Genomic DNA, 13,636 nt, shown 5'->3' on the forward strand with positions numbered 1-13,636 from the left:
GGCCTTGTCCGCAAAGGATGGAAAGCAGGATACCCGGAACGGCTATTTCCGCTTCTTGGCCTTGGGTGCGAAGGGGTTGTCGGGCGCGCGCAACGCAAGACGGATCGGCACGCCGGGCATGGCGAAGCTCTCGCGCAACGCATTGGTCAGGTAACGCACGTAGGAAGCGGGCATGGCGTCCGGCCTGGAACAGGAAACCACGAAACCCGGAGGCCGCGTCTTCACCTGGGTGATGTACTTGATCTTCAGCCGGCGCCCGGCCACCGCCGGAGGCGGATGGCGGGTCAGCACGCCTTCCAGCCAGCGGTTGAGACGGCCGGTGGAAATGCGCGTGTTCCAGACCCGGTGGGTGAGCGCGATCGCTTCCATCAGCTTGTCCAGGCCCTTGCCGGATTCCGCCGAGATCGTGACGGCGCGGATGCCGCGCACCTGCGGCAGCAGGCGTTCGGTCTTCTCGCGCAATTCTGCCAGCAGTTCCTGCTTGTTTTCCACCAGGTCCCACTTGTTGAAAGCGATGACAGGCGCCCTGCCCTCGCGAATGATGAGGTCGGCGATCTGCAGGTCCTGCTTCTCGAAGGGGATGGTCACGTCGAGCACGATCACGACCACCTCGGCGAAACGGACGGCGCGCAGGCCGTCGGCCACCGACAGCTTTTCCAGCTTCTCCTGGACGCGCGACTTGCGGCGCATACCGGCCGTGTCGAACAGGCGGATGCGGCGGCCTTGCCATTCCCAGTCGACGGAGATGGAATCGCGGGTGATGCCGGCTTCCGGCCCGGTCAGCAGGCGTTCCTCGCCGACGAGGGCATTGATCAGCGTGGACTTGCCGGCATTGGGACGGCCGACGACGGCGATCTTCAGCGGTTTCGTCTCGTCATAACCCGGCACGTCCTCGGCATCCGGGTCCTCGATGTCGTCGCCGATCAGCCCATCGCGCGGCGGCGCGGTCTCCAGCACGGTCTCCACCGGGTCGGCGGCGAATGCACGCTCCTCGCCAATGGCCTCGATCATGGCCTCGCGCAGGTCGGGCAGGCCCTGTCCGTGCTCGGCGGAGATGGGGCACGGCTCGCCGAGACCCAGTTCCCAGGCCTCCAGCATGCCGCCCAGCGCGTCGCGTGCCTCGGCCTTGTTGGCGACGAGGACAGTCGGCTTGCCGGAACGGCGCGCCAGATCGGCGAATGTGCGGTCTGCGGGCATGACGCCGGACTTGGCGTCGACGACGAACAGGATCAGGTCGGCCTCGTCCATCGCCGTCTCGGTCTGGGCGCGCATTCGCCCTTCCAGCGTCGCCGGCCCCGCCTCTTCAAGTCCCGCCGTGTCGATCACGTCGAACTTCAGGTCAAAGAGCCGTGCGGCATGGATGCGCCGGTCGCGGGTTACGCCCGGCGTGTCGTCGACGAGCGCCAGTTTCTGCCCGGCCAGCCGGTTGAAGAGCGTGGACTTGCCGACATTGGGACGGCCGATGATGGCGACGGTGAAACCCATGGCGGCGTTTGACGCTCTCAGGATGCCTCGCCGGAACCGGCGATGAGTTCGGACATGACCTGGGCGCGCTGGCGCAGGCCGGCGGGCGCCTGCTGGTCGGCGGCAATCTGTTCGAAAAGCTTGAGCGCGTCGGCCGCGTCGCCGGCCTTCCAAGCGGCCAGGCCAAGGGCCTCGCGGGCGGAATGGCGCAATTCGTTGCTGTCCGCGGACAGGGGCTCTGCACGCTGGGCGACATCGGCGTAGGAGCCGTGGTCGACGAGCAGGAATGCGGCACGCAGGCGCGCCATGTCACGGATCGATTGCGGCACGGAGCCGTCAGCCGCAACGGCGTCGAAGGCCGCGACGGCTTCGTCCGTTTTTCCGTCCTGGGCCATGAGCGTGGCGGCGCGCATGCGGGCCAGAAGCGGATAGGAACCGTAACCGTCGGCCTGGAGCGTCTCCAGCGCGGCCATCGCCTCCCCGGTGTTTCCCTGCGCTGCCAGGTTCAGGGCCGCCAGGAAACGGTCGCCGGAGGCATTGGCTTGGCTTTCGGTATACCAGCCATAGCCACGCCATGCCGCCGTGGCGGCGACGATGACGACCACGGCCGCAATCAGGATGCCTCCGAAGCGGGTCCAGATCGCCTTGAGCTGGTCCTGGCGAAGTTCCTCGTTGACCTCGCGAATGAAACTGTCGTCTGACATGGCCGGTATCACACCTGCTGACAAGCGGCGGGCTGCCCGGCCTCTGCCTGGCGCCCACGCGGGAAAAGCTGCCGCGTTCTAGCGGATTTTGAAGCCCATGTAAGGGGGCGAATGGCCTTTTTAAGGCGCAATCGGCTCATGGGGTGGTCAGGGGCAGCACGCCGAACAGCCAGAGATGCAGTTTCCAGACGAACAATGCGTAAATCGCCAGGCCGAGCAAGACGGTGGCGATATCCCACTGGACAGGCCCGGCGGCGGGCACGGCCACGCCGCGGCGCTTGACGGAGATGCGATCGAACACCGCCCAGACGAGGAAGCCGCCGAAGAGCAGGATGGAGGCCAGATCCCCGTTGATCAGGAGATGGCCAAGCGCCCAGATCTTCACGGCCACCAGCATGGGATGCTTCAACGCTGCCTTGATACGCCCGGCGGGGAGCATGTAGGCGGCCAGCGCGATCATGGCGAACACCATGAGCAGCGCCGTGACATGGCCCAGCCAGAAGGGTGGGGACCACAGGACGGGCGCGGACCAGCGGGCCTCGCCATATCCCCAGACGATCAGCACGAAGCCGATGACGGAGACGATGGAATAAACCCCTTTCCACGGCCCCTCGCCCATGGAGGCTTTCTTCGCCTCTGCCCAGGCAGGCGCGACGATGCGCACCGAATGCACGCCGAGAAACAGGACAAGTCCCAGAACGAGATAAAGCATGGAAGGCCCCTTCACGCATGTTCCACCCGCCGCAGCGGCCGGTGCCCACTTGCCGGATACTTAATGCAGTCATAGCCTGACTTCCATGACCATCGACACGGAAAAAGCCCGGACGCGCCTCGATGGCAAAAGGGCGGAACTCGAAGCGCAATCCTTGCTGGCATCGGAGGCCCGCCGGCCCGTGGAACTCGACCAGCAATCGGTCGGGCGCCTGAGCCGGATGGACGCGATGCAGCAACAGGCCATTGCGCAGGCCGCGGAGCGTTCCCGCCAGCGCGAACTGACGCGCATCGAACTGGCCGAACGGCGGCTGCGCGAGGGCGACTATGGCTGGTGCACCGAATGCGGCGAGGAGATCCCGGACGGCCGCCTGGCCATCGATCCCATGGCGGAGAAATGCGTCCGTTGCGCAGGCCGCTGACGCCCGACGGCACACGACCGCATGGACGCCATATTTGGCGGCGACAGATACGGTTCACCGATTCGTCCGCAACCCTTTCCCATTGTCCTTCGTTACCCCGTTCATGCGTCCCATCTCTCTCCTTCTGTCCGCCCTCTCCCTTCTCGCTCTCGCAACCGGCAGCGCATCGGGCGCGAGCCAAGGGCCGAAACTGCAGGAGGTGCTGATTTCCTTCGACGGGGCGCATGACAATGCGCAATGGGACCGCGCGCTGGCGCTGGGACGCCAGACCGGGGCACGCTTCACGTTTTTCCTGTCCTGCACCTTCCTGCTGACACCGGATACCAAGGCAGCCTACAGCGCACCGCGTCGCGGGCACGCGGCCTCGAATGTGGGTTTCGGGCAGACGGCGCAGGAGGTGCACACGCGCCTGACCCATATCCTCACGGCCTGGCGCGAGGGCCACGAGATCGCCAGCCATGGCTGCGGCCATTTTGACGGGAAGGCCTGGACGCAGTCCGACTGGGAGCAGGAATTCGACAATTTCGCCCGCATCCTGCGCGATGCCTGGACGATCAACGGCTTCGGTCCGGCGCCGGAAGGGTGGTCCGGCATGGCGGCCGCCGTCTCGGGTTTTCGCGCACCCTACCTGTCGACGAACGCGGCCCTGTTCACGGCATTGAAGGCCCGGGGCTTTCGCTATGACGCCTCGACCGTTGGCCGGGACCCCGAACCGGCGGTGGAAAAAGACGGCCTGTGGCGCCTGCCGCTGCCGATGATTCCGGAGGGACCGAGGGCCAGGCGCATCATCGCCATGGACTACAACTGGTTTGCCCGCCATTCCGGCGCCAAGGAAGACGCCGCCAATGCGCAGGCCTACGAGGAGCGGGCCTACCGGGCGATGATGGGGCAGTTCGACCGCGCGCACGGGGCGAGCCGCAAGCCCGTCCAGGCCGGCTTCCATTTCACGCTGATGAATGACGGCGCCTATTGGCGGGCGCTGGAACGTTTCGCCCGCGAAGTCTGCGGCAAGGCCGACGTGACCTGCCGGCCGATCGGCGCGCATGTGGCGATGCGCAATGCCGATTCGGCCATCGCGGAATTGCGCTACTGACCCGCTCTGTTTTCTACCGGATCTTCCCCGCGCTCAACGCCGCGGCGGCAGCCAGCAGCAGCACGGCGGAAGCACCGAGCGACGGAACCGTGAAACTGCCGGTCCAGTCGGCGGCGTAGCCGGCCAGCAGCGGGCCGATGATCTGGCCGGTGCCGAAGGCGACCGTCATGTAGGCGAAGGCACGGCGCGGCGCATCGCCGGCGAGCGCCCGTCCGGCCTGAAGTCCGAATGCCGTGATCGCAACGAAGGTGCCGCCCAGCAGGATGCCGCCAATCAGCGGCCCGGCATGGCCGCCAAGGGAAACCGAGGCGCCGACGCCGATGGCCTCGACGACGCATCCGACCGCAAATGTCGCGGTCAGGCCAAGCCGGCGCTGGACATAGCCCCAGGCCCAGACAGCCGGGGCTGCCGCGATGCCGGTCGCAAGCCAGACCGCCGATTCGAACAGCGGCCCGCCTTCGCTCTGGCGAACGATGGCGACGAGGAAGGTGGCGGTGACGATGTAGCCCCCGCCGAACAGGCCGTAGGCCACGATGATGCGCGCGAACGGCGTGGTCCATTTGAAACGGGGTTCGGGCGCCGGGCGCGGCGCGGCCTTCGGGGCGCGCTCGATCAGCAATGCGGCTGCGGCGAGCACCGCCGAGACGATCCCGGCGGCCAGCCAGCTTTCGCGCCAGCCGAGTCCAGCCAGGAAAACCGCGCCGGTGATGAGGCCGGACAGGCCGATGCCAATGCCCACCCCTGCGAAATGGAGCGCCTGGATGCCTGGCCGGCCGGCGCTGGCGGCCTTTCCCAGCACGATGGCGGACAGGAAGACCATGGTATAGGCGCTGGCGACACCGGCAAGGAACCGGACGGCCAGGAAGGCGACGAGGCTGCCGGAAAAGGCCATGGCGGCGCACAGCACGGCCGAAGCGACGAGCGAGGTGAGCGCGATGGCGCGTTCGCCGCCCCGGCGGCTGCCGACCGCCGCCATGAGCGCGCCAGCCAGATAGCCGAGATAGTTCGCCGAAGCGATCAGGCCCGCGTCGGAGGCGGACAGGCCCAGCGAATCCATCATCGAGGGCAGGATCGGCGTATAGACGAACCGCGACATGCCCATGCCGGCGGCCATGCCGGCCATCCCGCCAATGCCATAGAGGATATCCGGACGACGGCCGGTGGAGAGTGTCGCGGTCATGCCAGCCCCTTAGCAGGTCGGCGGGCGTCCGGACAATTGCACCTTTTTGACGCGTCGCTTCAACGCGGCATTTTTTCCGATTGCGCGGGAGACATGTGGCGGGAATGATCCGGCGCGTTCGCAACCCGTACCCTCTCGTCATCAACTGGAGATCATCATGGCGACCAGCGCCCTTGCCGCGACGGCCCTCTATGCCGCGCTCAATGCCCTTGTCCTGCTTGTCCTGACAGGCGCGACCGGCCGCCATCGCGTCCGGACGCGGATCATGATGGGTGACGGCGGCGACCTGCATCTCATCCGCCTTTTGCGCGGTCATGCCAACGCCATCGAGGCCATGCCGATGTTCTTCGTGATGCTGGCCACCGCCGCCCTGCTAGGCGCGCCCGCCTTCGCAATTCACGCGATCGGCCTGCCCTTCACCATCGGGCGGGCGCTGCATGCGTGGCATTTCATCCAGCCCGACGCCCCTGCCTGGCAGCGCGGGCTCGGCTTCGCGCTGTCCTTCCTCGCCTTCATCGTCCTGACGGTCGGCCTTCTGGCCCATGCGGCGCGCCTGCTCATTGCCTGATCGTGAAAAGGGTGGCGCCTGGACATGAAAAGGGCGGCGCAATCTCTGCGCCGCCCTTTCGGTTGCCCGTTGAAGACAGGCCGTGTCAGGCGGTCTTCACCTTGCCGGTGTCGATCAGCCGTTCACGCCGCAGGCCCATGTAGGTCGCGACCATCATCACCAGCAGGACGAGGGCGAAGGGAATGCCCGTCGCCACCGCCGCCGCCTGAAGCGCGCCAAGGCCGCCGCCCAGCAGCAGGACAATGGCGACAAGGCCCTCGAACAGCGCCCAGAACACGCGCTGGGCGACGGGTGCATCCACCTTGCCGCCGGCGGTGATGGTGTCGATGACCAGCGAACCGGAGTCCGACGAGGTGACGAAGAAGACGATCACCAGCACGATGCCGACGAAGGAGATGATCGAGGTCAGCGGGAAATATTCCGCCATCACGAAGAGCTTGAGCTCCTGCGCGGCATCGACGATTTCCTGGTGGCCGGCCGAAACGGTTTCGTGGATTGCCGCGCCGCCGAAGGTCGACATCCACAGGATGCAGACGGCCGTCGGGATCAGGATGACGCAGGTGATGAATTCACGCACCGTGCGCCCCCGCGAGACGCGGGCGATGAACATGCCGACGAAGGGCGACCAGGAAATCCACCAGGCCCAGTAGAAGGCGGTCCAGCCCTGCATGAAGTTGGTATCCTCGCGACCGAACGGATTGGAGAGCGGGACGAGTTCCTTGACATAGGCGACCGTATTGTCGAGCAGACCGGTGACGATCACCGCCGTCGGTCCGGCCAACAGGATGAACAGCAGCAGCGCGGCCGCCAGAACCATGTTGATTTCCGACAGGCGCTTCACACCGGCATCGAGCCCGGCGACCACGGACAGCAGCGCAATGCCGGTGATGGCCATGATCAGGATCACCTTGGCGACGTCCGAAACGCCGAGGCCGAAGAGGAAATCGAGTCCGGCCATGGCCTGTTCGGCACCGAAACCGAGCGATGTGGCCAGGCCGAAGAGCGTGGCGAAGACCGCCATCGTGTCGATGACGTGCCCCGGCCAGCCCCAGACGCGCTCACCGAGGATCGGGTAGAAGGCCGAGCGCAGCGTCAGCGGCAGGCCGCGATTGTAGGAGAAGAAGGCCAGCGCCAGAGCGACGATGGCATAGATCGCCCAAGGATGCAGGCCCCAGTGGAAGATGGTCGCAGCCATCGCCAGTTCGCGGGCAGCCTCGGTGTTCCCGGCAGCCGCGCCGAGCGGCGCCCAGTCCGTGCGCAGGCCGTTTTCCACCGCCGTTCCGCCAAAGGACGAAGCGTAGTGCGACAAGGGTTCCGACACGCCGAAGAACATCAGGCCAATGCCCATGCCGGCGGCGAACAGCATGGCGAACCAGCCGGCATAACCGTAGTCCGGACGTGCGTCCTGGCCGCCGAGGCGGACATTGCCGAGCGGGCTGACAATGAGGAACAGGCTGAACAGAACGAAGAGATTGGCCGACATCAGCAGTGGCCAGTCAAAGGTCTCCGTCAGGGCCGGGCGCAGCCAGCCGAAGAACGCCGCCGTGCCTTCCTGGAACATCAGCGACAGGATGACGAAGGCGATGATGATGACGGCGGAAACGAAGAAGACCGGATTGTGAATGTCGAGGCCGAGAACCTGTACGTTGTCCTGACCGATCTCGTAGTCGGTCTCAACCGGATTCGCGGCTTCTGGCAAAGCGTCTGCCATGAGAATACCCTCCCCTTTTCATGCTCCGGACGCGGCAGGACATCGCCCGGACCTGTTTCTCCCTGACCGGAAAGACTGAACGCATCCCGCATGCGATGGTCTCCTGCTCGCGACATGCCGGGCGCGCAGTTGTCGCGTTTGGGACAAACCCCGCGCCCTTTCAATGCCCGGGGAACGCTTCAGTTCCCAAGAAAAAAACGAAATATCCGGTCCGTGGCGGTCGGTTGATTTCAATCAAGACGTGCCGTGCCATCACATGCAAAAATCACGATTAATTGGATCTGACGGGGGTGCAGCATGGACCTGATCGCGCTTGCCGACCGGTATGGCGAGCCTACGCTGGCGTTGGCTGGGGCGCTTGCCATCGGTTTTCTCTTCGGTGCCTTTGCCCAGAAGAGCCGTTTCTGCCTGCGCGCCGCGACGGTGGACTTTGCCCGTGGCCACATCACTTCCAAGGTCGCGGTCTGGCTGCTTGTCTTCGCCACGGCGCTGATCGGAACGCAGGCGCTCTACCTGCTGGCAGACGTGAACATCAAGGAAGCCCGCCAGCTTGCCTCGCCGCAATCCGTCTCCGGCGCGGCCATCGGCGGGTTGCTGTTCGGGGCGGGCATGGTCATGGCGCGCGGATGCGCTTCCCGCCTGCTGGTGCTCTCGGCCACGGGAAACCTGCGCGCGCTGCTGTCCGGCCTCGTCTTCGCCGTGGTGGCGCAGGCCAGCCTGCACGGCTTCCTGTCGCCGCTGCGCAACTGGATCGCCGGCGGCATGACGAGCAACGCCATTGGCGGCAACGACCTGCTGGAACGCTTCGGCGCCTCCACGGGCGCCGCCATCGCCTTCTCCGCCATCTGGCTTGGCGCCGGCCTCTGGTTCGCCTGGCGCCAGCGCACCCGCATGGTGATCGCGCTTGCATCCGTTCTCACCGGGCTCATGGTCCCGGCCGCATGGTGGTATACGGCCCAGCTTTCGGCCATCGCCTTCGATCCGGTCAACATGACCAGCCTCACCTTCACCGGCCCTTCGGCCAAGACGCTGATGTTCTTCCTGGAAGCCTCGGAGCTTGATTTCGATGTCGGGCTCGTTCCGGGCGTCTTCCTCGGCTCGTTTACCGCCGCATGGCTTTCGGGCGAACTGAAGATCCAGGGCTGGCAGGACGGCTATTCGATGCGCCGCTACATTCTCGGCGCGGCACTGATGGGTTTCGGCGGAATGCTGGCCGGCGGCTGCGCCGTGGGCGCGGGCGTGACCGGCGGTTCGGTCTTTGCATTGACGGCCTGGGTAACGCTCGGCGCCATGTGGCTTTCGGCCGGCATCACCGACCGCCTGCTCGACTACCACCGCGAGACGGCGCTGCCTGCCGACCGGCCGGAGGCCGCGCCGGCCATGCTCGGCACCTGAGGGCGTCGTTAACGCTTCCGATACCAGCGCGGGAAAATGCTCCCTTTCGACGGGCCAGGCGATTCGTTCCGGCCAACCATCGAAAAGCAGGAGTCCCAAGCCGTGTTGCCAGTCCGTGACGAGTCAGACCCGCGTGCCCGTATCCAGATCGTCAACACGCCGCCGCTGGCGCCGGAAGACCTGCCACCGCTGGACCTTCTGCCGGACGAGTTCCTGTTCGATGCAGGCGACCTGGACGCCGACACCTGCCCGCCGGACATGATCGTGGAGCGCGGGGACCGTTCGGCCTGGGTCTACGACCATGGCGATATCGCCGACATCCTGTTCGTGAAGGCCTGAGGACGCCCTGCCCGTCATGCTCGCAGCCGCCAGCCGGTGCGGAAAATGAGCCAGATGACGGTCAGGCACAGCGTCATGAAGAGAAGGATCGCCGCCAGGCTGGCGGCAACGGGCACATCCGACAGGCCGAAGAAGGCCCAGCGGAAGCCCGAGATCAGGTAGACGACCGGGTTGAACAGCGAAACCGTCTGCCAGAAGGGCGGCAGCATGGAGATCGAGTAGAAGCTTCCGCCCAGGAAGACCAGCGGCGAGATGATGAGCAGCGGCACAAGCTGCAACTGCTCGAAATTGCCAGCCCAGATGCCGATGATGAAGCCAAGCAGCGCGAAGCTGATGCAGGTGGCGACGAGGAAGGCCAGCGCCCAGACCGGGTGGGCGACCGGCAGCGTGACGAAGAGATGGGCCGTGGCGAAGATGATCGAACCGATGATGAAGGATTTGGTCGCCGCCGCGCCGACATAGCCGATCACGATCTCCACGAAGGAGACCGGCGCGGACAGCAATTCGTAGACCGTGCCGATGAATTTCGGGAAGTAAATGCCGAAGGCGGCATTTGTCACCGACTGCGTGAGAACGGTCAGCATGATGAGGCCCGGCACGATGAAGGCACCGTAGTCGATGCCGTCGACCTGCTGGATGCGCGAGCCGATGGCGGCGCCGAAGACAATGAAATAGAGCGCGGTGGAGAGCACCGGCGAAATGATGGATTGCAGCAGCGTGCGCGCGGTGCGCGCCATCTCGAAGCGGTAGATGGCCGCGATGGCGGTGAGGTTCATGCCGTCTCCTTGACCAGCCCGACGAAGATTTCCTCCAGCGAGCTCTGGCGCGTGTCGAGATCGGTCACGGTCAGGCCGGCCGTGGCGAGATCATTCAGCAGGCGGGTGACGCCGGTCTTTCCGGCCGCGCTGTCGAAGGAATAGCGCAGCTTGCAGCCATCCTCGACCAGCGCCAGACCATGGCCCGACAGGGCGGGCGGCAGGCTGGCGAGCGGTTCGGCAAGCGTCAGCGTCAGGTCCTTGCGGCCGAGATCGCGGATGAGGCTGTCCTTGTCCTCCACCAGCAACACCTTGCCGCCGTTGATGACGCCGACCCGGTCGGCCATGGCCTCGGCCTCCTCGATGTAGTGCGTCGTCAGGATGATGGTGGCGCCGTCGGCCTTGAGCTGGCGAACGATGTCCCACATGCCCTTGCGCAATTCCACATCCACGCCGGCTGTCGGCTCGTCGAGGAAGATGACGCGCGGCTCATGCGACAGCGCCTTGGCGATCAGCACGCGGCGCTTCATGCCGCCCGACAGTGCCTTGGTCGGCGTGTCGCGCTTGTCCCACAGCGAAAGGCTGGTCAGCACCTTCTCGATATAGGCGTCGTCGCGCTTCTTGCCGAACAGGCCACGCGTCAGGCGGACGGTGGAAAGCACCGTCTCGAACGGCTCCAGCGCCACCTCCTGCGGCACCAGGCCGATCATGGAGCGGGCGGCGCGGTAGTCGCGCTCGATGTCGTGTCCGCCGACGCGCACGCTGCCGGACGTGGCCGTGACGATGCCGCAGATGATCGAGATCAGCGTCGTCTTGCCGGCGCCGTTGGGACCGAGCAACGCAAGAATCTCGCCGTCGCGGATCGTCAGGTCCACGCCCTTGAGGGCTTCGAATCCGCCGTCATAGACCTTGGAAAGATTTTCGACTTCGACAATCGGGGTCATGAGCCGTCCCGTGTTGTTGCTGTGCGTTTTCCAGCCTGTGGCACGGCGTAGCAGATGGGGCGAGGCACGAAAAGGGAAAGGGCAAGATGGAAACCACCCTGCCCCCACGCCCCTGTCACAACAAGCCCCGGCCAGCCAGATTGCGCATCAGCGCCGCCACGCCAAAGGTCCAGGGCTTGCATTCGGTCGACAGGCGGACCGTGTTGCGCAGGGTTCCCAGCCCCGGGCAGGCAATGGCGACCCGGTCTCCCAGCTTGTGCGTGAAACCCTGGCCGGGATGGTCGCGGTCCTCGGTCGGCGCGAACAGCGTGCCGAGAAAGAGCATGAGGCCATCGGGATACTGATGGTGCCTGCCGATGGTCTGGGCAACGAGGTTTTCCGGGTCGCGGCTGATCTCGCGCATGGAGGAACGGCCATTGAGCACAAAGCCGTCCTCGCCTTCCACCGTCAGCGTCAGTTCCGCCTTGCGCACGTCATCGAGCGAATAGGTCTCGTCAAACAGGCGGATCATCGGGCCAATCGCGCACGAGGCGTTGTTGTCCTTTGCCTTGGACAGCAGCAGCGCGGAGCGGCCTTCCACGTCGCGCAGGTTCACGTCGTTTCCGAGCGTCGCGCCCCGGATGCGGCCCTGGCTGTCGACCGCAAGCACCACTTCGGGCTCCGGATTGTTCCAGCGCGAAACCGGGTGCAGGCCCACGTCCGCGCCGTCGCCGACGGATGACAGGGCCTGTGCCTTGGAAAAGACCTCGGCATCCGGGCCGATGCCGACTTCCAGGTATTGCGACCAGACGCCGAGCGCGATCAGTTCCTGCTTCACCTTCGCGGCCTGTTCGGATCCGGCCTCGATATTGTCCAGCGTGTCGCCGATCTTCCCGGAAATGCGGACGCGGATCGCCTGGGCCTTGTCGGGATCGCCGGCGGCCTGTTCCTCGATAACACGCTCCACCATGGAACGGGCGAAGGTGACGCCGCACGCCTTGACCGGCTGCAGGTCACAGGGGGCGAGCAGGCGCGCGCCCGCTCCCGCCAGGCCATCCAGCGGGCCGATCGCCTCACCCGGGGCCTCGCGCACATAGGCCGCCGCATCGTCGAATTCGAGAATGTCGCGGGTGGTCGGCGCGGCGCGCGAGGTGATGTCCACCACTTGGCCCTCGCGCAGCGTGACGACCGCCGGCCCAACCCCATCACGCCAGACGCGGCCAAGCCACAGGCCGTTCATTTCACTGCCGTCCAGCATCCCGTTCCTCCCGGCGCCTTCAATCCTTCACAAGGGCCGGGACGCTAGCGGGAAGGCGGGGCGGCGTCCAGTTGGACGCCTGATTTTCAAGAGGATTATCCGGAAACCGGGCGCACCTTGCCGGACGCCTCGCGCACAAGCGGATCGAACAGGTCCGGCTTTTCGGCCAGCAATTGGAAGAACTGGGCGCGCATGCGCGGCTCCCAGAAATCGCTCAGGTGACCGGCAATCCCTTCCACCGCCTCGGCGTGCGGACGCGTACGGAAGAAGGCGGCAATCTGGTTGGCCATGCGGGCAAGCTTGTCAGGCGACATGCGGGAGGGCTCCCTCCTTGATCCTGTCGGGATGGGTGAAAATCTCGAATTCGTCGCCGCGGGCGATGGCCGCGAGCGTGATGCCGGCGCGCTCAGCCATCTCGACGGCGAGCAGCGTGGGTGCGGAGACGGCGATGAGAATGCCGCAACCGGACGCGGCGGTCTTCTGGATCAGTTCGATGGAAACGCGGCTCGAGGTCACCACCGCGCCCTCGCCCATGCCACCCGCGCGGGCCATGGCCCCGACCAGCTTGTCGAGCGCGTTGTGGCGTCCGACATCCTCGCGAATGGCGACGAGGCCGCGGCCGGCGACATAGTAGCCGGAACCGTGCACGGAGCGGGTGGACTGGTTGAGCGCCTGGGCGCGGGTCAATGCGGCGCAGGCTTCCGCCACATCGCCGGGGCGCAGGCGGGCCGTCGCATCCACCCGTGGCGGTTCGCGCAATGCCGCGTCAATGCTCTCCAGCCCGCACATGCCGCAGCCGACCGGCCCGGCCATGGCGCGGCGGCGCGCGGCCAGACGGCTTTCGGCATCGGTCGCCAGGCGCACCTGTACATCGAAGCCCCGGTCATCGGCCAGCACGTCCACCGCCTCGACCTCATCGCGCGTGGCGATGCCCTCGGAAATGGAAAAACCGAGCGCCAGGTCCTCCAGATCGGCCGGCGAGGCCATCAGCACGGCATGGGAGGTGCCGTTGTAACTGATCGCGACGGCGGCCTCGGCGGCGAGATTGCGCGACGCCGTCTCGTAGCGGCCCTGCCGCCAGGCGAGTGCCGGGAATGCGCGCGCCGGCTCCAT

Annotated in this window: 15 protein-coding genes; 5 read left to right on the forward strand and 10 right to left on the reverse strand. The window is 66.1% G+C overall.

Annotated elements, in window-relative coordinates:
- Nucleotides 1–42 precede the first annotated feature (42 nt).
- From der to ACLB6G_RS08735, 3 genes are all read right to left on the reverse strand, one after another.
- Entirely contained in the window at nucleotides 43–1,485 is a 1,443-nt protein-coding gene (gene der, locus ACLB6G_RS08725) for a ribosome biogenesis GTPase Der (protein WP_410355750.1), read from the reverse strand.
- Nucleotides 1,486–1,502: 17 nt separating this feature from the next.
- Nucleotides 1,503–2,168 (reverse strand): tetratricopeptide repeat protein, encoded by a 666-nt coding sequence (locus ACLB6G_RS08730; protein ID WP_410355751.1) that lies wholly within the window; start codon nucleotides 2,166–2,168, stop codon nucleotides 1,503–1,505.
- A gap of 136 nt (nucleotides 2,169–2,304) precedes the next feature.
- Nucleotides 2,305–2,880, reverse strand: a complete 576-nt coding sequence (locus ACLB6G_RS08735; RefSeq protein WP_410355752.1) for an NnrU family protein — start codon at nucleotides 2,878–2,880, stop codon at nucleotides 2,305–2,307.
- A gap of 85 nt (nucleotides 2,881–2,965) precedes the next feature.
- On the opposite strand from ACLB6G_RS08735, the gene ACLB6G_RS08740 reads away from it, so the two are divergent.
- Both ACLB6G_RS08740 and ACLB6G_RS08745 read left to right on the forward strand, forming a co-directional pair.
- On the forward strand, nucleotides 2,966–3,301 hold the full coding sequence (locus ACLB6G_RS08740; protein WP_410355753.1) for a TraR/DksA family transcriptional regulator: 336 nt from the start codon (nucleotides 2,966–2,968) through the stop codon (nucleotides 3,299–3,301).
- A gap of 103 nt (nucleotides 3,302–3,404) precedes the next feature.
- Nucleotides 3,405–4,394: a polysaccharide deacetylase family protein gene (locus tag ACLB6G_RS08745; RefSeq protein ID WP_410355754.1), complete on the forward strand. Its 990-nt coding sequence runs from the start codon at nucleotides 3,405–3,407 to the stop codon at nucleotides 4,392–4,394.
- Nucleotides 4,395–4,407: 13 nt separating this feature from the next.
- Here the strand turns inward: ACLB6G_RS08745 and ACLB6G_RS08750 are convergent, their stop codons facing one another.
- The gene (locus tag ACLB6G_RS08750) at nucleotides 4,408–5,574 is read right to left on the reverse strand and encodes a YbfB/YjiJ family MFS transporter (RefSeq protein WP_410355755.1); all 1,167 of its coding nucleotides are present in this window, start codon (nucleotides 5,572–5,574) and stop codon (nucleotides 4,408–4,410) included.
- A gap of 157 nt (nucleotides 5,575–5,731) precedes the next feature.
- Between ACLB6G_RS08750 and ACLB6G_RS08755 the strand changes: the two genes are divergently transcribed.
- Entirely contained in the window at nucleotides 5,732–6,142 is a 411-nt protein-coding gene (locus tag ACLB6G_RS08755; protein WP_410355756.1) for an MAPEG family protein, read from the forward strand.
- 85 nt (nucleotides 6,143–6,227) lie between these two features.
- Here ACLB6G_RS08755 and ACLB6G_RS08760 read toward each other — a convergent pair whose 3' ends face one another.
- Entirely contained in the window at nucleotides 6,228–7,853 is a 1,626-nt protein-coding gene (locus tag ACLB6G_RS08760; protein ID WP_410355757.1) for a BCCT family transporter, read from the reverse strand.
- Nucleotides 7,854–8,150: 297 nt separating this feature from the next.
- Here ACLB6G_RS08760 and ACLB6G_RS08765 point away from each other — a divergent pair, with 297 nt between their 5' ends.
- Together ACLB6G_RS08765 and ACLB6G_RS08770 are read left to right on the forward strand one after the other, a co-directional pair.
- Nucleotides 8,151–9,248, forward strand: coding sequence for a YeeE/YedE family protein (locus tag ACLB6G_RS08765; protein WP_410355758.1), 1,098 nt, complete (start codon nucleotides 8,151–8,153; stop codon nucleotides 9,246–9,248).
- 102 nt (nucleotides 9,249–9,350) lie between these two features.
- On the forward strand, nucleotides 9,351–9,587 hold the full coding sequence (locus tag ACLB6G_RS08770) for a hypothetical protein (RefSeq protein ID WP_410355760.1): 237 nt from the start codon (nucleotides 9,351–9,353) through the stop codon (nucleotides 9,585–9,587).
- Nucleotides 9,588–9,601: 14 nt separating this feature from the next.
- Here ACLB6G_RS08770 and ACLB6G_RS08775 read toward each other — a convergent pair whose 3' ends face one another.
- The 5 genes from ACLB6G_RS08775 to fdhD form a co-directional block, all read right to left on the reverse strand.
- Nucleotides 9,602–10,363, reverse strand: a complete 762-nt coding sequence (locus tag ACLB6G_RS08775) for an ABC transporter permease (protein ID WP_410355761.1) — start codon at nucleotides 10,361–10,363, stop codon at nucleotides 9,602–9,604.
- Nucleotides 10,360–11,286: an ABC transporter ATP-binding protein gene (locus ACLB6G_RS08780; RefSeq protein ID WP_410355762.1), complete on the reverse strand. Its 927-nt coding sequence runs from the start codon at nucleotides 11,284–11,286 to the stop codon at nucleotides 10,360–10,362. The genes ACLB6G_RS08775 and ACLB6G_RS08780 overlap by 4 nt, the downstream gene beginning before the upstream one ends.
- A gap of 115 nt (nucleotides 11,287–11,401) precedes the next feature.
- Nucleotides 11,402–12,523, reverse strand: coding sequence for a fumarylacetoacetate hydrolase family protein (locus tag ACLB6G_RS08785; RefSeq protein WP_410355763.1), 1,122 nt, complete (start codon nucleotides 12,521–12,523; stop codon nucleotides 11,402–11,404).
- A 95-nt stretch (nucleotides 12,524–12,618) separates the two neighbouring features.
- Complete coding sequence (locus ACLB6G_RS08790) at nucleotides 12,619–12,837, reverse strand: formate dehydrogenase subunit delta (protein ID WP_410355764.1); 219 nt, start codon at nucleotides 12,835–12,837, stop codon at nucleotides 12,619–12,621.
- Nucleotides 12,827–13,636, reverse strand: a complete 810-nt coding sequence (fdhD, locus tag ACLB6G_RS08795; RefSeq protein ID WP_410355765.1) for a formate dehydrogenase accessory sulfurtransferase FdhD — start codon at nucleotides 13,634–13,636, stop codon at nucleotides 12,827–12,829. Before fdhD ends, ACLB6G_RS08790 begins: the two co-directional genes overlap by 11 nt.

Source organism: Zhengella sedimenti (assembly GCF_046506625.1).
In the GTDB taxonomy this organism is placed as follows: Bacteria; Pseudomonadota; Alphaproteobacteria; order Rhizobiales; family Rhizobiaceae; genus Zhengella; species Zhengella sedimenti.